The sequence below is a fragment of the Chelativorans sp. Marseille-P2723 genome (assembly GCF_902809845.1).
In the GTDB taxonomy this organism is placed as follows: Bacteria; Pseudomonadota; Alphaproteobacteria; order Rhizobiales; family Rhizobiaceae; genus Chelativorans.
Genome location: NZ_CADDWI010000008.1, coordinates 677,462 through 698,987 on the forward strand (window position 1 = coordinate 677,462; position 21,526 = coordinate 698,987).

21 protein-coding genes are annotated in these 21,526 nt (G+C 58.0%); 10 read left to right on the top strand and 11 right to left on the bottom strand.

The features are described 5' to 3' along the window. Positions 1-71 precede the first annotated feature (71 nt). On the bottom strand, positions 72-785 hold the full coding sequence (locus HUS57_RS05035; RefSeq protein WP_210256053.1) for a GntR family transcriptional regulator: 714 nt from the start codon (positions 783-785) through the stop codon (positions 72-74). 325 nt (positions 786-1,110) lie between these two features. Here HUS57_RS05035 and ehuB point away from each other — a divergent pair, with 325 nt between their 5' ends. The 5 genes from ehuB (at position 1,111) to rirA (ending at position 4,861) form a co-directional block, all read left to right on the top strand. Continuing rightward, the gene (gene ehuB, locus HUS57_RS05040) at positions 1,111-1,956 is read left to right on the top strand and encodes an ectoine/hydroxyectoine ABC transporter substrate-binding protein EhuB (protein ID WP_246727740.1); all 846 of its coding nucleotides are present in this window, start codon (positions 1,111-1,113) and stop codon (positions 1,954-1,956) included. A gap of 120 nt (positions 1,957-2,076) precedes the next feature. Continuing rightward, on the top strand, positions 2,077-2,799 hold the full coding sequence (gene ehuC, locus HUS57_RS05045) for an ectoine/hydroxyectoine ABC transporter permease subunit EhuC (RefSeq protein ID WP_173931798.1): 723 nt from the start codon (positions 2,077-2,079) through the stop codon (positions 2,797-2,799). Between the two features lies 1 nt (position 2,800). Then, positions 2,801-3,475 carry an ectoine/hydroxyectoine ABC transporter permease subunit EhuD gene (gene ehuD / locus HUS57_RS05050; protein WP_210256054.1) on the top strand — a complete coding sequence of 225 codons (675 nt, stop codon included), beginning with the start codon at positions 2,801-2,803 and terminating at the stop codon, positions 3,473-3,475. Further along, positions 3,472-4,248: an ectoine/hydroxyectoine ABC transporter ATP-binding protein EhuA gene (gene ehuA, locus HUS57_RS05055; RefSeq protein ID WP_281409283.1), complete on the top strand. Its 777-nt coding sequence runs from the start codon at positions 3,472-3,474 to the stop codon at positions 4,246-4,248. The genes ehuD and ehuA overlap by 4 nt, the downstream gene beginning before the upstream one ends. A gap of 151 nt (positions 4,249-4,399) precedes the next feature. Next, on the top strand, positions 4,400-4,861 hold the full coding sequence (gene rirA / locus HUS57_RS05060; RefSeq protein ID WP_173931799.1) for an iron-responsive transcriptional regulator RirA: 462 nt from the start codon (positions 4,400-4,402) through the stop codon (positions 4,859-4,861). Between the two features lie 15 nt (positions 4,862-4,876). On the opposite strand, the gene putA is transcribed toward rirA, so the two are convergent. After that, a complete protein-coding gene (gene putA / locus HUS57_RS05065) occupies positions 4,877-8,485 on the bottom strand; it encodes a bifunctional proline dehydrogenase/L-glutamate gamma-semialdehyde dehydrogenase PutA (protein WP_173931800.1) in 3,609 nt (1,202 codons plus the stop codon). A 139-nt stretch (positions 8,486-8,624) separates the two neighbouring features. On the opposite strand from putA, the gene HUS57_RS05070 reads away from it, so the two are divergent. Both HUS57_RS05070 and HUS57_RS05075 read left to right on the top strand, forming a co-directional pair. Continuing rightward, the gene (locus tag HUS57_RS05070) at positions 8,625-9,074 is read left to right on the top strand and encodes an Lrp/AsnC ligand binding domain-containing protein (protein ID WP_173932294.1); all 450 of its coding nucleotides are present in this window, start codon (positions 8,625-8,627) and stop codon (positions 9,072-9,074) included. Between the two features lie 262 nt (positions 9,075-9,336). Further along, entirely contained in the window at positions 9,337-9,933 is a 597-nt protein-coding gene (locus tag HUS57_RS05075; protein ID WP_246727741.1) for a transglutaminase-like cysteine peptidase, read from the top strand. Between the two features lie 109 nt (positions 9,934-10,042). Here HUS57_RS05075 and HUS57_RS05080 read toward each other — a convergent pair whose 3' ends face one another. The 6 genes from HUS57_RS05080 to HUS57_RS05105 all read right to left on the bottom strand — a co-directional run bounded on the left by HUS57_RS05080 (position 10,043) and on the right by HUS57_RS05105 (position 13,874). After that, positions 10,043-10,573, bottom strand: a complete 531-nt coding sequence (locus HUS57_RS05080; protein WP_173931802.1) for a gamma carbonic anhydrase family protein — start codon at positions 10,571-10,573, stop codon at positions 10,043-10,045. Positions 10,574-10,752: 179 nt separating this feature from the next. Beyond that, positions 10,753-10,962: a DUF3126 family protein gene (locus HUS57_RS05085; RefSeq protein ID WP_173931803.1), complete on the bottom strand. Its 210-nt coding sequence runs from the start codon at positions 10,960-10,962 to the stop codon at positions 10,753-10,755. 99 nt (positions 10,963-11,061) lie between these two features. Then, complete coding sequence (gene cysE, locus HUS57_RS05090) at positions 11,062-11,880, bottom strand: serine O-acetyltransferase (protein ID WP_173931804.1); 819 nt, start codon at positions 11,878-11,880, stop codon at positions 11,062-11,064. A 93-nt stretch (positions 11,881-11,973) separates the two neighbouring features. Continuing rightward, on the bottom strand, positions 11,974-12,732 hold the full coding sequence (locus HUS57_RS05095) for an alpha/beta hydrolase (protein WP_173931805.1): 759 nt from the start codon (positions 12,730-12,732) through the stop codon (positions 11,974-11,976). A gap of 21 nt (positions 12,733-12,753) precedes the next feature. After that, a complete protein-coding gene (locus tag HUS57_RS05100) occupies positions 12,754-13,236 on the bottom strand; it encodes a DUF192 domain-containing protein (protein ID WP_173931806.1) in 483 nt (160 codons plus the stop codon). Between the two features lie 44 nt (positions 13,237-13,280). Continuing rightward, positions 13,281-13,874, bottom strand: coding sequence for a cold-shock protein (locus HUS57_RS05105; protein WP_173931807.1), 594 nt, complete (start codon positions 13,872-13,874; stop codon positions 13,281-13,283). A 210-nt stretch (positions 13,875-14,084) separates the two neighbouring features. Between HUS57_RS05105 and HUS57_RS05110 the strand changes: the two genes are divergently transcribed. Continuing rightward, positions 14,085-14,525, top strand: a complete 441-nt coding sequence (locus tag HUS57_RS05110) for a VOC family protein (RefSeq protein WP_173931808.1) — start codon at positions 14,085-14,087, stop codon at positions 14,523-14,525. A gap of 191 nt (positions 14,526-14,716) precedes the next feature. On the opposite strand, the gene HUS57_RS17910 is transcribed toward HUS57_RS05110, so the two are convergent. Next, positions 14,717-15,058: a hypothetical protein gene (locus HUS57_RS17910; RefSeq protein ID WP_246727742.1), complete on the bottom strand. Its 342-nt coding sequence runs from the start codon at positions 15,056-15,058 to the stop codon at positions 14,717-14,719. Positions 15,059-15,316: 258 nt separating this feature from the next. Between HUS57_RS17910 and pncB the strand changes: the two genes are divergently transcribed. Beyond that, on the top strand, positions 15,317-16,624 hold the full coding sequence (gene pncB / locus HUS57_RS05115; protein WP_173931809.1) for a nicotinate phosphoribosyltransferase: 1,308 nt from the start codon (positions 15,317-15,319) through the stop codon (positions 16,622-16,624). 21 nt (positions 16,625-16,645) lie between these two features. Here pncB and HUS57_RS05120 read toward each other — a convergent pair. Together HUS57_RS05120 and HUS57_RS05125 are read right to left on the bottom strand one after the other, a co-directional pair. Beyond that, positions 16,646-17,594, bottom strand: a protein-coding gene (locus tag HUS57_RS05120; protein WP_173931600.1) for an IS630 family transposase whose coding sequence is annotated in 2 segments (ribosomal slippage) — positions 16,646-17,257 and positions 17,259-17,594 — 948 coding nt in all. Because the reading frame shifts where the segments join, the coding sequence is not laid out codon by codon here. Between the two features lie 197 nt (positions 17,595-17,791). Further along, positions 17,792-20,377: a response regulator gene (locus HUS57_RS05125; protein ID WP_173931810.1), complete on the bottom strand. Its 2,586-nt coding sequence runs from the start codon at positions 20,375-20,377 to the stop codon at positions 17,792-17,794. 342 nt (positions 20,378-20,719) lie between these two features. Here HUS57_RS05125 and HUS57_RS05130 point away from each other — a divergent pair, with 342 nt between their 5' ends. Further along, a complete protein-coding gene (locus tag HUS57_RS05130) occupies positions 20,720-21,517 on the top strand; it encodes a flagellar biosynthetic protein FliO (protein WP_173931811.1) in 798 nt (265 codons plus the stop codon). Positions 21,518-21,526: the final 9 nt, after the last annotated feature.

Here is a 21,526-nt window from a genome sequence, read left to right on the forward strand (position 1 = left end):
GCGGATTATACCGTTCCCCCGGCAATGCCGGTTTTCCGGTCTGCTTTAAGGCGCTTCCGCTACGCCGCACTTCATACAATGTCCTTGCCGGCAGCCTCCTCTGGAGGATGCGCAGCCGCGTAGAGCCGAGCAAAACTCATGGCAATGTGCGCACGGCGGATATGACCGACTACATGAAGATCACCACATTCGATGGCAGCAACGATATCCGTCATCTCGCGCTGAAAAACGCTAATTTCGTTAAGAAGCACATCGTCATACTGCGCCAGTTCCGATGCGGTTTTCAGCCATATCCTGTTCGTCTGGTAATAGAGCCGCTCGGAAATTGCCTTTAACGGCTCGTTTCCTGTCAACCTCATGAGCAGATGGAAGAACTCCATATTGAGACGGGCAAATTCCCGCGCATCGGGTTTTTCCATGAGGGCTTCGCAGCGCGAGAGCAACTTCTTGTATACATCCATCTCCTCCCGCCCAGGATGAACTGGATGCAGCTTGCCAATAAGCTCTGCAATCTCAACCCGAAGCTGATAAACTTGCTGCAACTCATCGATGTGAATGTCAGTGACGATCGTTCCCACCCCATGGACGGATCGGAGGAGACCTTCATCTTCGAGTCGTGCAAGCACACGGCGTACCGGCGTCCGGCTAGTGTGAAACTCTGCCGCCAGGTCTTCCTCACGAAGGCGCTGGCCGGGTGGGTAGTCGAGCAGACAGATGCGGCTGCGGAGCGTCAGGTATATATGGCTGAAGCGCGCCCGCGATATCCTTGGGCCGGGCACGTTCATTTTCATTTCTGCGACCACGTCGATCTCTCAAGCGTCTCACCCACCGCACGTGAGTTCGTCTGCCTCTTGGATAGCCAAGTTATCATAGCCTTGCGTTCCCGGCCCCGATCGCACTTCTCGTAAGGAAAGGTGCTGCCGGCCGCACTGGCACGTCTTGGCTTACGCCCTACCTTAGCGAGTCCTACAATGACGTCTGGAGAATCCGATTATTCTAGAGCTTCAAAGAAAAGGCACAGCGGTTGACATGCCCCGAAGGCCCATGCTGTTGTATACAACAGGCCATTCGAGCCAGCAATCCGAAATCAGGAATGGAACAGGGAAGACGATGAGAAGAACCTTTTTGAAAGGAATGGTGGCGCTTTGTGCCATTGCAGCCTCTCTCGGCACCGCTGCCGCCCAGAGCACGCTAGAACGAGCCCGCGAGCAGGGATACATCCGCGTCGGATTTGCGAATGAAGCGCCTTATGGCTACGCCACGCCAGCAGGCGAGCTGACGGGCGAGTCACCGGAAGTCGCCAAGGAAATCCTCTCACGCATGGGGATCGAGGAGGTTGATGGCGTTCTGACCGAGTTCGGCTCTCTCATTCCTGGACTGATGGCGGGCCGCTTTGACATTATCGCCGCGGGCATGTTCATCACGCCCGAGCGTTGTCAGCAAGCCGCCTTCTCAGAGCCATCCTATGGCATCGGCCAGGCTCTTCTGGTGCCAGAGGGAAACCCGAAGAACCTCGTTGATTATTCATCCATTGCCGACAACAGCGAGATCACCCTTGCTGTGATGGCAGGCGCCGTCGAGGCAGACTACGCAAAAATGGCAGGCATCGCAGATGACCAGCTTGTCATACTACCTGATCAGGCAAGTCTTGTGAGTGCGGTGCGGTCAGGCCGGGCAGATGCCGCCGCGCTAACAGCCTTGTCGATTCAGCGAATGGCGCAGAGCAATGAAGGCGTTGAATCCACCGAACCCTTCGCCGAGGTTGCAGGTGAGTCGGTCATGGGACATGGCGGCTTCGTCTTCAGGCCGGACGACACGGAGCTGCTTGAAGAGTTCAATAGGCAGCTTCAGGCCTTCATAGGCACACAAGAACATATCGAACTCGTCTCGGAATTTGGCTTCGGCGATGGATACTTGCCGACCAAGACCACAGAGGAACTGTGTTCGGCAAGCTAGGCGCAAGCAGATGTCAGGGCGCGGGTCAATGCCGGCGCCTCGCTCAAGAAACTCCCGGTTGAAAAGAGGAGACGCGTATGGCTGCATAACGGCCGACGCAGAAAGGAACCAAGGTTCGCGATGCAGCTGCGCCAGCTCGCCGTCTGCGCGATCGTCTTCTTCACTGCGGGTCTGGTTGTTTCCAGTTTCGCAGGTTTTCGTGAGTTCATCCCCGGCCTGCTTGAGGGTGCCTGGGTTACCGTTCAAATTACTGCGGGCGGTGCGATTCTGGCCGTTGCGATGGCGTTGTTTGCGGCCATGGCCAGGATGTACGGCCCCGCTCCGCTGCGTTGGCTGGCAGTGGCATACATTGAGGTGTTCCGGGGTACCTCGGCACTCGTTCAGCTATTCTGGCTATTCTTCGTCCTCCCGCATTTCGGGATCACGCTAGAGCCCATAACGGTAGCTGTTACAGCCTTGGGCCTCAATATAGGGGCCTATGGCGCCGAGGTAGTGCGGGGAGCCGTGAATGCTGTGCCTAGGGGGCAGTGGGAAGCGACCATTGCTCTTAACATGCCGCGACATCTCGCTTTGCGCCGCATCATTCTGCCGCAGGCCTTCCTTGCAATGATCCCGCCTTGGGGAAATCTCTTCATCGAGCTTTTAAAGGCCACCGCGCTCGTCTCGCTCATAACCATATCGGATCTTACTTTCCGGGCGCAGCAGATGAACCAGACGACGTTCCGCACCGTGGAAATCTTCACCATCGTGCTCATCATGTATTTGGCGATATCGATTCTGATAACCGTCGGAATGCGGACTCTTGAGCGCTATGCGTCGCGCGGTATCGCACGGAGAGGATAAAGTGTTCTGGGATTGGAACTATGCGTGGGAAATCCTCCCAACCCTAATGCGGGCATCTGTCGTTACCATTCAGGCTACGCTTCTGGGATTTTTGCTCGCGGCTATTCTGGGTCTCGTCCTGGCGATCGCGCGCATGTCGAGGACGGTCTGGATCTCAGTTCCGACTGCTGCTGCCGTGGAGTTTATCCGATCGACACCGGTGTTGATCCAGATCTTCTTCATCTTCTTCGTTTTTCCGGAGTTCGGCCTGGTGCTTCCGGCGATGACCGCTGGCGTCATCGCGCTTGGCCTCCACTACGGAGCCTATTGCTCGGAAGTGTATCGAGCGGGACTGGAGAACGTCCCGAAGGGACAATGGGAAGCCTCGATTGCGCTCAATCTCAACCCCTTCATTACCTATCGGGACATTATCATTCCCCAGGCAATTCCGCCGGTAGTTCCCGCTCTTGGCAATTATCTGGTAGCGCTCTTTAAGGAAACACCGCTCCTTTCGGCCATCGCCGTGCTCGAACTCATGCAAACAGCAAAGATTCTCGGGTCGCAGAGCTTCCGCTATGTGGAGCCGATTACGCTGGTTGGCGCCTTCTTCCTAATAATGAGTCTGGTGGCTGCCGCTTTGATACGCCAGGTGGAAGCCTGGCTTAACCGCACGCTGCGCATTGGAGCCGGACGATGACAACGCCCATGATCAAGTTCGAAGATGTAACCAAGCGTTATGGCGACCTTACGGTGCTTGATTCCCTCAATTTGGAGGTCGCACCTTACGAGAAAGTCGCCATTATCGGTCCTTCTGGCTCTGGCAAAACAACGGTCCTGCGCATGCTGATGACGCTTGAGCGAATTGATGGCGGCGTAATCTATGTTGACGGGGAGCCCCTGACCCATATGCGGAAGAATGGCAGCCTTGTACCAGCCGACCGGCGGTATCTGCGCCGAATGCGCGGCAACATCGGCATGGTCTTTCAGCACTTCAATCTTTTTCCGCATATGACGTCCCTCAAGAACTGCATGGAAGCGCCCATTCATGTTCTGGGTCTTTCGAAACGGGAAGCGGAGGAGCGGGCGGCAGAGCTTCTCGACATGGTAGGTTTGGCAGACAAGATGGATCACTATCCAAGCCAGCTATCCGGCGGACAGCGGCAACGTGTTGCAATCGCCCGGGCTCTTGCCATGAGGCCAAAGGTGATGCTGTTCGATGAGGTCACATCAGCGCTCGACCCGGAATTGGTGGGTGAAGTGCTGAACGTGATCCGCAAGCTTGGGGAGCAGCATAACCTCACCATGCTGATGGTCACGCACCAGATGGGCTTTGCCAAAGAGTTCGCCGACCGTGTCTGCTTCTTCTATGACGGCAATATCGCAGAGCAAGGCAAGCCGGAGGTTATCTTCAGTGATCCGAAGGAGGAACGAACCCGGCAATTCCTGAGTGCAGTTCTTGAAGCGAGCTAGAAGCGCTGCCACAAACTGCTACGCTCGGTGTATGCGTGGAACCCAAAAAACGCGGCAAAACGACAACACTCGTCAAAGTTCGACTTACATCTGGAATTGCGCTATTCGATAAGCCATATTGAGCCTGTTTCCAGCCTGCGAAGGAAAAATCATGCGCCTGACCCGGCAGACCAATTATGCCATTCGTATCCTGATGTATTGCGCTGCCAACAATGATCGTTTGAGCCGCATTCCAGATATCGCGCGGGCGTATTCCCTTTCGGAGCTTTTTCTTTTCAAGATCCTGCAACCGCTGGTAGAAGCCGGAATGGTGCAGACTGTCCGCGGCCGCAATGGCGGGGTGCGTCTTGCCAAGCCTGCCGATGAGATCAATCTCTTTGAGGTTGTGCGCGTGACGGAAGAGAATTTTCACATGGCGGAGTGTTTCGAGAGCGATTCAGAATGTCCACTTGTGGATGGCTGCGGCCTCAACGAGGCTTTGCGCAGGGCGTTGGACGCATTCTTCGACGTATTGGCCTCCTACACGATTCAGGATCTGGTCGACGCGCGGCCCAATATGCGTCACCTGCTCGGAATTGACGTGCTGGAATCACGGGCGGCAGTAGTGAACTAAGAGGATTCCGGTAATTCAGGCCGATGCCAACAGGCTTGCGTTGCCGCCTGCCGCAGTTGTATCCACGCACACTGCATGCTCGTTCACATATGCGGAGGGCGCGATGATCTCCGTTACTAATGGCACGATCTGACCTTCACGTGCGGCAAGGGCTCTTCTCAGACGAGCGAGCCAATCATGCCCCCCGGACGCAGCGACAAGATCGACAGACAGGCGCTCCAGCATTTCCGGCGCAATAGTCCCCTCCAGAACACCTAGCGGAAATTTACCTTGGAGAAGCGGCTGCAGCAGGTTCCCGGCATTATCCCCTACTGCAAGCACCGCATTTCCCGCCGCAATTGCTTGTATCACCTGAGCGGCAAGCGTCTCGCCGTCAGCGCCAAGACACAAGACCCGGCCGCGCGGCACCAGGCGCAATGAATTTACCTCGCCTGTCGGGCCGGGCAGGTCGACCGGGCCGAAATTCAATGCATCCATCGCGGTCATGACATCAGTCCATTGTCCGTGTAGTGCATTGCGCAACATGATGCGCCGATCCGTCCGACTGGCCCACCCGCCTTCTTCTAGCTCGGCCATGGCCCGCGTCACCATCCCCTCATCAGTAAGGGCAGCGCCTGCCGGCACCACGTCGCTGCCGCCCCTTTCCCGGACGAACCGGGAAAGATAATGGGGCCCGCCCGCCTTGGGGCCGGTACCTGACAGCCCCTCTCCGCCAAATGGCTGGGAACCAACGATGGCACCGATCTGGTTCCGGTTCACATAGATATTGCCGGCCTTGACCTTGTCCACTGCCTCCTGAACCCGCACGTCGATGCGTGTGTGAAGGCCGAAAGTTAGCCCATAACCCTTTGCATTTATGGAGAAAATGACTTTATGAAGTTCATCCGCATCGAAGGTCGCGACATGCAGCACGGGGCCGAAAATCTCCCTTTCCATTTCCTCGATGCCGGAAACCCGGAACGCGATCGGTGCAACAAAGCGGCCAATGGCCTCGGGCCTTCCGATCTTGGCGATCAGACGACCCTCGCGTTCCATCTCCGCACAATAGCTTGTAATCCCTGAAAGCGCATCATCATCGATGACAGGGCCGACATCGGTCGATAGTTGCCAGGGATCGCCCACGACAAGCTCCTGCATTGCGCCTTCAAGCATCCTGAGGAACCTGTCTTCGACGTCCTTCTGCACATAAAGGATGCGTAGTGCCGAGCAACGCTGACCAGCGCTCTGGAAGGCCGAGGAGAGGATGTCGCGTACCGCCTGCTCCGGCAGCGCAGTGGAATCCACGATCATAGCGTTGATACCGCCTGTTTCGGCGATGAACATGGCGTCGGGTGCAGCCGTTCTGGCTAGTTGCTGCTCGATCAGCCGCGCAACCTCTATCGAGCCGGTGAAACAGACGCCTGCAATGCGCGGGTCGGCAGTAAGCGGCGCGCCGACGCTCGGCCCGTCGCCGGGTAGAAGATGGAGGACGTCTTTTGGAATGCCTGCCTCGTGCATCAATGCCGCCGCGCGTGCAGCAATCAGGCAGGTCTGCTCAGCGGGTTTTGACACCACTGTATTTCCGGTGACGAGTGCCGCGGCGATCTGTCCCGTAAAAATGGCAAGCGGGAAGTTCCAGGGCGAAATACAGGCGATCACTCCCCTCGCCTTTCCTTTCTCCTCCGCATATTCGGCCTGATCGGCATAATAGCGGAGGAAGTCCACCGCCTCCCTAATCTCGGCAATGCCATCGGGTATCGTCTTGCCGGCCTCCCGCGCGGCAAGCGCAAGAAACTCGCCGGTATGGACCTCGTAGAGGTCGGCAATCCTGCGCAGGACCGCCGCGCGTTCGGCGACCGGTTTTGCGGCCCACCCGGCTTGCGCCGATGACGCAACTCCCACCGCTGCCTTTACCTGATCCGGCGTAGCCTCTTCCACTATCCCGACAACGTCGTCGATGCAGGCAGGGTTGCGTATGGTGCGGGTGCTTCCCCCACCTTCGATGGTAGTCATCGGCCGCGCATGCCACCTGTAGGGGGAACGGTATGGCTCGCGCATTCTCTCGACCTGAGCAAAGCTCAACGGATCAGTGAGGTCCCAACCTCTGGAGTTCAAGCGTTGCCCGAAAATCAGCGCAGGCGCCGGTATAGCAGGGTTGGCAGCAGAGACTCCCTTCTCAAGATCTGCGAAAGGGTCGCGAGCGATGTCCTCCGCACTCACATCATTGTCAACGATCTGGTTGACAAAGGAGGAATTGGCGCCATTCTCAAGCAGACGGCGGACGAGGTAGGCAAGCAGATCCTCATGCGCCCCTACCGGCGCGTAAATGCGGCAGCGGGTTCCTTCGCGCCGGCGCACGATCTCGTGCAGGCTCTCGCCCATGCCATGCAGACGCTGGAGTTCGAAAGATCCGATGTCCTGCGCCATGGCCAGGATGGCGGCGATCGTATGTGCGTTGTGGGTGGCAAATTGCGGATAAATGCGATCCGCCATGAGAAGCAGCTTGCGTGCGGAGGCTATGTAGGAAATGTCCGTATTGGTTTTGCGCGTAAAGACCGGATAGCCACCCAGTCCCATCACCTGCGCCCGCTTGATTTCCGTATCCCAATAGGCGCCCTTGACGAGCCGCACCATGATCCGGCGGTCCAGCTTCTGGGCGAGCGCATAAAGCCAGTCGAGCACATACGGCGCGCGCTGGCCATAGGCTTGAACCACGACGCCAAGACCATCCCACCCGGCAAGGGAGGGGTCCGCCAACACCTGTTCGACGACATCCAGCGAAAGGTCCAGCCGATCCGCCTCTTCGGCATCGATATTCAGGCCTATGCACGCAGCCTTGGCATGCCGCGCAAGAAGCAGGAGCCGCTCGCAAATCACCGGCAGAACGCGCTCTTTCTGCACCGCCTCGTAACGAGGGTGAAGCGCCGAAAGCTTCACCGAAATTCCGGGATTGATGCGCAGGTCCTCGCTTTCTACCTCTCCTTCCAATGTGGCAATCGCCTCCCGATAAGCGTCAAAATAGCGGGATGAATCGGCAGCCGTCCGGGCAGCTTCGCCGAGCATGTCGTAGGAGTAGGTGTAGCCTTTCCCGGTCATGTTGCGCCCCCGTCTGACCGCTTCGCCAATGGTGCGGCCAAGCACGAATTGCTCCCCCATCTCCCGCATGGCAGCGGCCACAGCAGCGCGGATGACGGGCTCTCCGAGTCGACGCAGCATGCTGCGTAAAGTGGCCTCCACACCGGAGCCGCCCTCGTCCAGCACGCGGCCGGTGAGCATCAATGCCCAGGTGGATGCATTGACGAAGATGGAAGCGGATTCGCCCAAATGGGCTGACCAGTCATGCGGCGCGATCTTGTCGCGGATGAGGTCGTCCATGGTGTCTGCATCCGGGACCCTTAGCAACGCTTCCGCAAGGCACATGAGTGCCACGCCCTCGTTGGTGGAAAGCCCGTATTCGGAAAGAAATGATTCCATCAAACGACGGTCAGAAACCGCCCTTACGGATCTGACGAGACCCAATGCCTTACCTGAAATCGCCTGGCGCCGGGCTGCTGAGAGGTCCGCAATGCTGACAAGCCGCCGCATGGCTTCGGCTTCCTCCGCCAGATAGTTTTTGCGGATTTCCTCGCGCAGGTTCGCCAGCATGGCACCCTATCCTCGCTTATCTCTTCGTGCCATTCATAACATAGGGCACACTTCTCCATGATCTGAATATGGGGGATTGCCAGAGCAATTGATCTATTTCATACGTCACGTAAAGACCAATAATCCCGTGAATGGAGTTGTGTTGGAACGTCTAGACCGAATTGACCGGCAAATACTGGATGCTTTGTCAAAAAACGGACGGCTTTCAATCGCAGCGTTGGCCGAACGTGTAGGTCTTTCGAAGACACCCGTGCAGGCACGACTGCGTCGCCTGGAAAAGGAAGAGTTCATACGTGGCTACATGGCCATCATAGACCGCGCCCGCATGGGCGAAGGTCATGTCGCCTTCGTCCAGGTTAGCCTTTCCGACACCCGTTCAGCGGCGCTTGACGCATTCAACAAGGCCGCGCTTGCCATCCCGGAGATCGAGCAGTGCCACATGATCGCTGGGAACTTTGATTACCTGCTGAAGATACGTACCAAGGATATCGCCGCCTATCGGCGCGTTCTTGGCGAGAAGATCTCCAACCTTCCCCACCTGTCGCACACATCCACTTTCGTTGCGATGGAAACTGTGAAGGACCATTAATCCGGCTGTAAATAGCTCGGAATGGAGTGATGGCCGCCTCACCTCCGAAGCCTCTACTCGATGCTTCGAGTAATCCATTCCTTTGCAAACCTTCAACGGACATGATTAACAAATTATTCCTATAATTTTAACGACTTTATACATAGTCGTTTCTAATTCCTTTCAATAACTATACGATTTATACTTCTGCTTTTTGCTCCCTGTAAATTGGAAGCTGCCATAGTCAACCCTGTACGGGGAGACGACTATGCAACGAAACAGAATGTCTACGCTGCATTTAGCGGCTGTTGCTTCGATGATGGGTTTGGGGGTAAGCGCCGCCTCTGCATCGGTGTACATGCCCACCGGCGGCTACGCATCGCAGCCTATTGGCCATTATGAATTCTGCCAGCGTGAGCCAGCCGATTGCCGCGAGATCAGGCCGGTGAAACCTGTGGAGATGACCCGGGACCTGTGGGCCTTGCTGCTTGACGTAAACAAGAAGGTGAATACCTCCGTCATCCCTCGCACCGACATGCAAATGTGGGGTGTAGAGGAATACTGGTCTTATCCGGACCTATACGGCGACTGCGAAGACTATGCGCTTGAGAAGCGCCGGCTACTCATTGAGGCAGGTGTGCCGGCAAGCAGTCTGCTGATCGCCGTGGTACTCCAGCCCAATGGCGACGGCCATGCGGTGCTCGCAGTTACTACCAGCATGGGTGACTTCATTCTCGACAATATGGATTCCCGCATCCTGCTGTGGACGGAAACAAGCTACCGGTTCCTAAAGCGCCAATCCGAACGCGGAGGCCACCGTTGGGTGTCCATCGAGGACGGCCGTGACGTTGTTGTCGGCAGCGTACAGTCCAGCCGCTAACCGAAACCGAAACCCGGTCGAGTCCCCAACTCCCCGTCCCAAACGACCGGGTCAGGAGCCGGCCCCGCCCAGGGGTCGGCTCCGCCAGCACCATAGATCGCGTACTTGATCAGTCGCTCAAGGAGAGGTGGTTGCGGAACCGTAGCGCGTTCTCAACGTAGCTGACGGCGGATTGCTGCATTCCTTCACGATCCCTCTCGTCGAGCGTTCGCACCGCCTTGGCGGGCGAGCCGATAATCAGCGACCGCGGCGGAAATTTCTTCCCCTCCGTCACCAGCGCACCGGCGCCGACCAGACATTCATCCCCGATCTCAGCACCGTTCAGGACTATTGCACCCATGCCGACCAGGACACCATCCCCTAACGTGCAGCCATGCAGGATGGCCCGATGGCCGATGGTGCAACCGCGGCCGATGATGAGCGGAAAGCCCATATCGGTATGCATCATGGTATGTTCCTGAACATTGGTGTCGTCGCCGATCGTAATGGGCTCGTTGTCGCCACGCAGCACGGCACCAAACCAGATACCGACATTACGACCAACAGTCACCTTGCCGATGACAACGGCATCAGGCGCAATCCATCCAGTTTCCGGAGCGGCGAAATGAGGGCTATGCCCGTTGAGGGTATAGATCGGCATGGTTTACGGCTCCTAATCGCGGTACAGACACCATGAATGGAAGATCCGGTTGGGCAAGCCGCAGACTCGCTCTGCCTTTCAAAGCATCAATGGGACGCATACCGACAATAGGCAAGCGACCGGGCCACAGCCCTTTGCAGCTCCCTGAAGACTGAGCCCCCTGCCGCTATAAACCCGGATCAATCGAGATCGACGTCGAGGATCGCCATGGAAAAATTATAGGAAAGCTCACCTTCCTCCTCATCCTTGAAGATGATGCCGAGAAACTCCTCTCCCAGATAAAGCTCGCAAGAATCATCCTTCCGCGGGCGCGCTTTTACGGTCAGTGAGGGGTTCTGGAAGGTCCGCTTAAAATACGCGTCGAGCTTCCTGATTTCTTCCGGCTTCAAAAGACTTCTCCGCTGCCTGTTTGTTCGCTATGGCTTCTGGCACGGTCGATGCGTGACTGTAAAGCCCGAACCTTTCACAAGACACGGGACCATCTTCGGCTAATCGTCCCGAAGCAGTTGATCCATTGCCCGGGAGGGCTCCTCGCATCCGGCCTCGCCCACAATACGTGCGGGCACGCCGGCTACGGTCTTGTTGGGAGGGACGGGCTTCAAGACCACAGAGCCTGCGGCAATCTTGCTACAATGACCGATTTTGATGTTGCCGAGTATCTTTGCCCCGGCGCCTATCAGAACACCGTGGCCGATCTTCGGATGGCGGTCGTCCATTTCCTTGCCCGTCCCGCCAAGAGTGACATCTTGCAGGATGGAGACATTGTCCTCCACCACCGCGGTCTCCCCAACGACGAGGCCCGTCGCATGATCGAGGAAAATCCCACGGCCGATGCGTGCGCGCGGATTAATGTCGGTCTGGAACACTGCCGATGAACGGCTCTGCAGATAGTAGGCGAAGTCCCTTCGCCCCTGATTGAAGAGCCAGTGGGCCAACCGATGAGTCTGGATGGCGTGGAAGCCCTTGAAGTAAAGCACCGGCATCAGGAAACGGTCGCACGCCGGATCACGGTCGTAATAGGCCTGGATATCGACCCGTACGGTTGTGGTCCACTCCTGCTCGCTTTCCCACATGGCGCCAAATGTCTGCCTCAGCAGGTCGGCCCCTAGATCCGGATGGTCGAGGCGCGCGGCAATACGATGGATGACTGCATCTTCCAGGGTCTGGTGATTCAGAATGGTCGTGTAGAGGAACGCCGACATCATCGGGTCGTTCTCAACGGCGGCCAGAGCTTCTGCGCGTATCTTGGACCAGATGGGATCCATGGTCTGGGATACGTTCGAGCGTACCGCTTGTCTCCCCGTCATGATCGTCTCCCGTGCGATATCAACTTGCCCAATCTAGGGCGGGAGCGCCAACTATTAAACTTCAAATCAGCGCGCCTCTCGTTCAACTTGCGCTCAATATAGCGGATTTTCCTTCAGGAAGGTTAGGACCCGTTCCTTGAAGGTTTTGTCGCCTACGGATTTCATATGATCGCGCCGCTCGATCGAGAGGACCTCTCCCTTCGGCAGCAGTGCTGCCAGCGGCTGCGGTGCGCCGGCAATATCGTCCTCTGTTCCGACGGCAACCAGCGTGGGCTGTGTGATCCGGCCGATGTCTGCCGGCGTCAGCAGGGTGCGCGAGGCAGAGATGCAGGCGGCCAGTGCGCGGCGGTCGCTCTTCGTCTGATCGGCGAAAGAGCGGAACATGCGCCCACGCTCGTGGGTGATGGTGGTAGGGTCCTCAGCGAGCAGCGCCTCGGCTATGGACTCCCATTCCCCCATCCCCTCGGTAATCCCGATGCCAAGCCCGCCGAGAACTAGCGTGGCCGCCTTTTCCGGATGCGCAAGAGCAAGGAAGGCGCAAATTCGGGCACCCATTGAATAGCCCATCACGTGAGCGCAGGGGATGGCAAGATGATCGAGCAGCGCCGCCGCGTCGCCGGCCATCTTTGCTGGTGTGTAATCGTCCGGTTCATTGCTCTTGGAGGATTGGCCATGACCGCGATTGTCGAGCGCGATGACCCGGTAGCCCGCATCCCTCAGCGTCTTTACCCATCCTGGAGCGACCCAGTTGACGAAGTGGTTGGAGCCGAAACCATGGATGAGCAGTACCGGATCGCCAACGCCCTCATCAATGAAGGCTATTTCGAAGCCAGCATGGGAGAAAAAATGCATAACCTGACCAAAATCCAAACTTTATCCATCACCGGCAACACGGTCGATCAGCGGATGACGTAGGCGATCGCCAATATCGATGCCGGTCTTCTGCGCGGTTCCTGCCTTCAGTTCAAGTACGAATTGCGCGCTGACGGGAGGCGAGATCGTGTCTGTGGAGAAGGGAACACCGTGCTCGATAGCCCGCACCCGGCCATCCTCGCCTATGAAAAGCAGATCGAGCGCTAGTGGTGTGTTCCGCATCCAGAAACCTCGCCGCCGGCTGTCGGAGAAAACGAAAAGCATTCCGCGGTCATCCGCCATCTCCCGCCGAAACATCAATCCGCGAGCGGACTTCTCTGGATCGTCCGCGACCTCTATGGAAAAGCTTGCCGCGCCGCTTTCGGTCTCTGCCACCAGTAAGACAGGATGTGCCGGCAGAAGCATGGGTGCCTGGGCGCGCAAAGGCGCGCCCAGCCCAACGGCAAACGCTAACATAAGGACACAGGACCAGACCAAACGCATCAACACATTCCTGGGCCGCGTTCCGGTTCGGCAGTTCCGCAGACCTAGTGGGACACCGGCAGCGTTCCGATATCCGGATGAATTTCAGCAGCCATAAGGCCGCGTTCGCCACGCCCATAACGCACAAGCACAACCTGTCCGGGGCGCAGTTCGGTGACGCCGAAGCGCCTTAGGGTTTCCATATGAACAAAAATATCATCGGTACCTTCGCCGCGCGTCAGGAACCCAAACCCCTTCGTGCGGTTGAACCATTTCACCAGGGCCCGTTCCAACCCGCTTTCGGGAACAACGGACACTCGCGTACGGGCAGTCTGGTCTTCGGCGGGATGAACCGCCGTAGAGGTATCCATAGACTGTACTTTGAACGCTTGAAGCCCTTTTTCGCTCCGCCTTGCCAGGCAGACGACGCGGGAGCCAGTCAAAGCCGTTTGAAAGCCGTCACGGCGGAGGCAGGAGACATGCAGCAGAACATCCCCCATCTCCAGATTGTCTGGCAGAATGAACCCAAACCCTTTTGCCACATCGAACCATTTTATAACGCCGGCAATTTCAATCGCTTCCGATGTGTCCTCACTGGAACCTGCCGCACGGTCCCCATCACTGCTTGCAAGCCCCCGTGTTGAGGAGTTCTCCTCCATCCGTCTTGCCTTCCGTTGGATTGATTCTGTACGACGAAGATAGCATCCGAGGCTCGTGTCTTAGCAAGGCCCACGTGATCCTTTTCAACAGAGGCGGAAGTACTGCGGCGATTTGCTAATGAGTTCATATATGGCGGTAGAGTTTTTTCATTGTCGCCAATGATCTGAACGCCATATGCTTCGCAACATCATCAGAAAGGAAAATAAGCCATGCGTTATCTTCACACCATGGTTCGGGTTCAAGACCTTGACCGGTCGCTGGATTTCTACTGCAACAAGCTCGGATTGCGCGAAACACATCGGTCGGAGAATGAAGCCGGCCGTTTTACGCTGGTCTTTCTTGCCGCACCGGAGGATGTGGTCCAGGCCGAGGAGGTGAAGGCGCCCCTTCTCGAACTCACCTATAATTGGGACCCGGAAGAATATACCGGCGGGCGGAATTTCGGCCATCTTGCCTATGAGGTGGACGACATCTATGAAACCTGCCAGCGGCTGATGGATAACGACGTGGTGATAAATCGGCCGCCGCGGGATGGCCGCATGGCATTCGTCCGCTCGCCTGACGGCATTTCCATCGAACTTCTGCAGAAGGGCGAGGCCAGACCGAAGGCCGAACCTTGGGCGTCAATGGAAAACACCGGCACCTGGTAAAACGTCTGCGCGCAGGGCAGGAACGCGCTGGTCTTCAGCGCACAGGAAGGACCATCTCACATCAAGTTGCCTTGGCCGTGTCCGGAAAGTCGTCGGCGTGCAACGACAGCACTTTTCGCCGAAAGCCAGTTATGGACGCGCCCCCACCTACCGTGAGGGCGCGGCCAGTGAAAGCGCAAACGTCCACTGCTTCAGAACGATTTCGGCGGAACGAATAAACAGATGGTCCTTGAGTTATCCGCGCCGGCAATGGAACACCAGTGATAGACACCGTCCGGTGACTGTCTCACACGCCGGTCCGAATAAGCCACAACCTCCCCCGTCGCATTGATGACATAACCTTCGGGGCGTTCTGATATCAGACTGGCAGGCACTTCGCGGCAATCCTGATCAGAGCAGCAGGCATATGGGTAAGTCCAGCCGGATTTCGCCTTATGAGCGTGGCCGTTTGTCGAAATTAATAACAGAGCTAGGGGCAACGCCAATCCTGCGGCCGCTTTTCGTGATACAGCATAAAGGAGAGAATCTTTCATGATTACTCCCAGAGGTTGTCCTCCCGCGGGTTTTCTTCACCCCGGGTCGTTAACATTCCGCTAACGACTCTCTCAGCTCTTGACCGGGGCTGCACAGAAGTTCGAACATTAGCTGCCTGTGAATGTTCCGCATCGCACACTTCCCACCCATCATTGACTTTTTGTTCCAAGAAGTATGGGTTGGCGGCAACAACGCCGAGCAGACTATCGCAAGGTGCAAATCAGGCGCTTTCAGTTGCGCGAGCCAGGCGGGATGGCATGACCACCAAGACCGACATTGCTAGACGGGTCTACAACCACACATGGAAACTCGACCCGATCTGCCGCAGTCTGTTGGATACGGACTTTTACAAACTCCTGATGCTGCAGATGATCTGGGGCCTTTACCCGGATGTCGATGCAACTTTTACCCTCACAAACCGGACGAAGACGGTCCGGCTTGCGGATGAGGTGGACGAGGGGGAACTACGAGAACAGCTCGATCATGCCCGCTCCATCAGATTTACCAAGAAGGAGATGATCTGGCTTGCAGGCAACACCTTCTACGGCCGCAAGCAGATATTCCGTCCGGAGTTCCTCGCTTGGCTGGCTGATTTCCGCCTGCCTGACTACGAACTCACGCACCGCGACGGTCAGTTGGAGCTAAATTTTCATGGCCGCTGGATGGAAACCACCATGTGGGAGATTCCGGCGCTTGCCATCATCAACGAATTGCGTTCGCGCGCCGCAATGCGTTCGCTCGGCCCCTTCGCGCTCGACGTCCTCTATGCCCGGGCGAAGGCTAAGGTATGGGAGAAAGTCGAGCGGCTGAAAAAATATCCGGAGATCCGCATTTCCGATTTTGGCACGCGGCGCCGGCACTCCTTCTTGTGGCAGCGCTGGTGTGTGGAGGCACTCAAGGAAGGAGTCGGCAAATCCTTCACCGGCACCTCCAACGTGAAGCTTGCAATGGACACGGATCTGGAAGCGTTGGGTACAAACGCCCACGAGTTGCCTATGGTCCTTGGTGCCCTGGCCGAGACGGATGAGGAGTTGCGAGCCGCGCCCTACCGTGTTCTGGAAGACTGGCAGAGCTACTATTTCGGCAATCTGCTCATAGTCCTGCCGGATACGTTCGGCACGGAAGCCTTTCTGCGGGATGCCCCCGATTGGGTCGCGGACTGGACGGGTTTCCGCCCCGATAGCGCCCCCCCCATCCAAGGGGGAGAACGCATCATCGAATGGTGGAAAGAGCGCGGCCGCGATCCGCGTGAGAAGTTGCTGATCTTCTCCGATGCGCTCGATGTCGATACGATCGAACGTACCTATCTTCATTTCCGGGGCCGCGTACGCATGGCCTTTGGATGGGGAACCAATCTGACTAATGATTTTGCCGGCTGCGCCCCGGAGGAAATCAAGAGCCTCAAGGCAATCTCGCTCGTTTGCAAGGTGAGCAAGGCCAATGGCAGGGCCGCTGTGAAGCTCTCGGACAATCCTGAGAAGTCAACAGGAGATCCAGACGAGATCAAGCGTTACCTCAAGGTGTTCGGCGAGCGGAACATGGTTCGTCAGGCGGTAACCGTTTAGGTTTGCAACGACTAGAGTCTTTCATGTTTTGACGGAAGCGTATCCGGCGTTTGCGAGGTAGTTTGCGCATTCGCCGGGTTCGATGGTTGAGACGAGGTGCCCGATGTGACGCCATGTGTCCTCGACGGTTCGTTTCTGGGCATGGCGCATCCAGTGCTTGATCTTGGCAAAGGCCTGTTCGATCGGGTTGAGGTCTGGTGAATAGGGCGGCAGGAACCAGAGCCTGGCGCCGGCCGCCCGGATTGAAGCTCGGACGGTGGCCGACTTGTGGGAACCCAAATTGTCCATAACGACGATGTCGCCGGGTTTGAGGACCGGCACGAGCTGCTGCTCAACATAGGCCCGGAAGCACTGTCCGTTGATTGGTCCGTCAAAGACGCAAGGTGCTGTCAGCCCATCGCAGCGCAGCGCGCCCACGAAGGTCAGCGTGCGCCAGTGACCGTGCGGGGCAAAGCCGCGCAGGCGCTTGCCGCGTGGTCCCCAGCCGCGCAGGGGCGCCATGTTGGTCTTGATCCAGGTTTCGTCGATAAAAACCAGCCGGTGCGGGTCAAGGCTCGCCTGAAAGGAACGCCAGCGCTGACGCCTGCGCGCTATGTCGGCCCGCGCCTGCTCAAGGGCGAACAGTGTTTTTTTTGAACCGAAGCCCCTCGCGCTGCAGAAACTGCCACACGGCATTGTGCGACACCTTCACCCCGCGCGCAGCCAGTTCATCCTTGAGCCGGTGCAGCGACAAATGCGGCACCTGATTGATGCGCTCGACGATGAACGCCCGGTGCGGCTCGAGCACCCGCTTTCGGTGGCCGCCCATCTTGCCCGGCGCGACCGAGCCCGTCGCACGATAACGTTGATGCCACTTCACCACCGAAGAAACCGAGACACCGAACCGGGCGGCCGTCGACCGGCAACTCTCCCCGGCCTCGATCGCTCCAATCACGCGCTTGCGAAGATCATTGGAAAGAGGTGCTGTCATAAGATGCTGGCCTCCTCTCCAGCCAACATCTTGAATCACAAAAAGGACCCGATGGGAACCCCAACCGATTCAGACAAAGAATGAACCGCTCTAGGTCTGACCGGAGCGGCAAGCACATTCGGTGCCCAAACCAGAAGCAACAAAGCGCCTTGACTGCAACCACGGCCAGGGCGCACCGGGCTTAAGAGCAACCCGACTTACGCCTTCTCCTCTAGCATTTCCTTGACGACAGTTGCTAACTGTTTGAGTGAAAAAGGTTTTGGTAAGAAACCAAACTTCGCATCCGATGGCAAATTCCGCGAAAATGCATCCTCTGCATAGCCAGAAACGAAGATGAATTTAACTTCGGGCTGGACCTTGCGTAGTTCCGTTAGCAGCGTCGGCCCGTCCATCTCTGGCATGACGACGTCAGAAACGACGATATCCACCTTTCCGTCCAGAGACCTGAAAATCTCCATGGCCTCGATGCCCGAACTGGCCTCGTGCACCTCATAACCTCTGGATGAAAGGGCGCGTACGCTGCCCATCCGCACGGCGTCTTCATCCTCCACCACCAGCACGCGCGCAGACCCGGAGAGGTCACGATTTACCGCAGGGGCCCTGTGCGCGCCTTCAGCCGCCCCATTCGCCGCCGCCTTCGCCTCGATCTCCGATTCAGACGGGATATGGCGGGGCAAGAAGATGCGGAACACGGTTCCCTCACCCAGCTCCGAATCGCAAAAGATGAAGCCGCCCGTCTGTTTGACGATGCCGTAGACCATTGAAAGGCCAAGGCCGGTTCCTTTGCCCACTTCCTTGGTCGTAAAGAAGGGTTCGAAGATCTTCTTCAGCGTCTCCTGGGGAATGCCGGTGCCCGTATCCTCCACTTCGATCATTACATAATCGGCAGGTATTAGCTCACGATACCCGAAGCGGGTGCACTCCTCACCGGGAACGTTCGTAGTCCGCACGGCGAGGGTACCGCCGTCGGGCATGGCATCGCGTGCATTGACCGCCAGATTGACGATCACCTGCTCGAACTGCCCGATATCCGCCTTCACCGGCCAGAGATCGCGGCCATGCTCAATGGCGAGCGTGACGTCGCTTCCGACGAGGCGCGACAGGAGCATTCGGATGTCGGCAAGCACATCTGTCAGGTTCAGGACCTCCGGACGCAATGTCTGGCGGCGGGAGAACGCCAGGAGCTGCCGCACCAGCGAGGCAGCGCGGTTCGCGTTCTGCTTGATGTTCATGATGTCTGGGAACGATGGATCGGACGGACGGTGGTTCGTCAAAAGCAGGTCCGACGCCATTATGATGGCGGTCAGCACATTGTTGAAGTCATGGGCGATACCGCCGGCAAGCTGCCCTACCGCCTGCATCTTCTGACTCTGCGCCATCTGCGCCTCAAGTGCCTTCTGCTCCGTCGTCTCGACGGCATAGACGATTGCAGCCTCCTCCACGCCCTCCCCGGCATCGGCTACGGCGTTGACATAGAAACGCATATGGCGTTCCTCGTCATCGGGCAGCACCGTGTCAATGGGGGCGATATCCGCCTGCCGCTCCTTGGCTTTTTCCAGTGCCGCCGCAAATTGCTCCCGATCCCGCTCCTGCATCACCGTATCCAGCTTGATGCGCCGGTCCACGGCATCCCGGTCCACCACGCTGGAAAACAGCGATAGGAAAGGAGCATTGGTGCGCAGGATCCTTCCTTCATGGTCAACGCTGGCTATTGCCATGGGAGTGGAATTGAAAAAGCGGGTGAAGCGCACCTCCGATGCCCGCAGATCGGCAGAGGCGTCTTCTCCTATCCGGCGGTTGAGCACGATTGTGCGTGTAGGCCCTGTCATACCTTCACGGCTGGCCGTCACACGATGCATAAAGCGTACCGGCAACGCCTCTCCTCGCATCGTCGCAAGATCGAGGTCGATGACCGCATTGCGAACGGTTCCCTGCTCCGCCTTGACGGCGTGAATGAGCGCCATGCCATCGCCCGCGACAATGTCTGAGAGCGTAAGCGCGCCCGGCACGAAATTGACCAGGTCCACACCCAGCCATTCGGCCAATGTCGCGTTGATGTAGGTTATGCGGCCCTCCGAGTCGGCTGCGAAGAAGCCGGCAGGCGCATGATCGAGATGGTCAATCGCTTGTTGAAGGTCGAGGAAGAATTGCTCCTGTTCGGCCCGCTCGTCGGAGATGTCGGTCAAAAGCCAGGCAGAAAGCGGTCTTCGGTGTCCCGGCACCTTGAAGACGCGCGCGCAAGCGCGATACCAGCGCGCCCCCGGATCGGCCCCCGGCCGGATCGGCCGGGAAAGACGGAACTCTCCGTCCGCCGCCTTTCCGTCCCTCAAACTCGCGGCTAGTCGTTCAATAACGGGAGCGGCTTCCTGATTGTCGGAGAGTAGGGCTTCAACTGTGGAAACATCGGCCGCGGAAATGGCGCCTGTCAATTCGGCATAGGCCCTGTTGGCATATAGCAAGCGGCCCTTCGCGTCGGTGACCACAAGCCCCTCGCCCATGGAGTCGATGAAGGAGCGCGAAAGCTCGTCCCCCGTGGAACGCGGCGCGATCTGGATGAATCCGATCGCGCTGGCAAACAGATAGCCGACGCCGATCATGGCCAGGATGCCGAGAATGCCGAGCAGAAAGTCTTCGCCGAGCTGGTCCTGGAACAAGGCGAAGACCATGGCCGAGCCAGTAAGGACGAGAATGAAGATGATCAGCCGTGTGATGACGCCTGGCCGAGCGCCCTGATCGATGATAGCCACCGATTCTATCTCAGCCCGGCCCTGCCTAGCCCGCATCACTATCTCCATGCGGCATGCCCTGAACGTCCTGGCCGGGGGCATGTCTGGGTGAATGCCCTTCGAGGTGCTCCCGCCGAAAGCAGCTACCGCCTTGCGCCTTAAGGGTCTGCACCGGCGGCATGGCATATGAGAGATGTGGGTATACCATCGTTCCCTGTCTGTAGCGCCCGACCGTGGCGTGCCCCTTGCTTCTCGCATATATCAGGGCGGCGCGTACGCGCAAGGTCGCAGGCGCCTTCCAGGCCGAGCCGGAAGGTGGGAAACTGTGATTCAGCTTGCTGTTTCCCACCTTAACAGCGTAGTTTAAGCCATTGATGAAAAAGGACCTGGAGAGCGGCCATGCGTGACTGGTTGGCAAGCACAGGGGGGGATAACTTCGCGGGAGCGGTCTTCTGGACGATTGTTGCGCTGGCGATCGTCGCAGCAGTCATGATCCTCTTCCGCATATTCCGCAGCGGTGGCGCTGGAACCTTTATCTCCGGCGGTCGAAGCCGTATCGCGCGGCTTGCGGTGGTGGATGCTGCCGCTATCGATAATCAAAGGCGGCTCGTGCTGGTACGCCGCGACGATGTTGAGCACCTTCTGCTGATCGGTGGTTCCAACGACATCGTCATCGAACCGCAAATCCGGGTCAGGCAAGCCGGTGGCCTCCAGCCACAGGAGCCGCGGCGCGAGGCTGCACCGGCACGCGTCCGGCAGCCGGTTGCGCAACCGCCACAGCCATCCTCAGCTCCGGCAGTCGAGTCCCCCATGCGCAACGAGCCGGGTTCTGAAAGATCTTCGCAAGCCGGTAGGCAGCAACCGATGCCATTACCTTCTGTTGATGAAGTTCAGGAGCGGCGTCCTTTGACGGCCGCGCCAGCCCGCCAGCCGGACGTAGCCCATCCGGAGCCTCCCCGGAATGCACCTCCACCGTATGAATTGGGACGTGAGGCAGAGCCTCGGCTTCCGCCTGCTTCCGGGGCGGATAGGCTCCTCGCTACGTCCGGAGGTCATGCGCCAGCCAGCGGCCGGCAGCCCACTCGTGCCCATGACATAGCGGCCGCCAGTCCCGCCCACGAGCGGCAGAGCTCGATTGAGGAGGAAATGGACCGCTTGCTCAACGAGCTTGCCGAGGGGCGCAATAAACAGGAGTGATTCAACAAT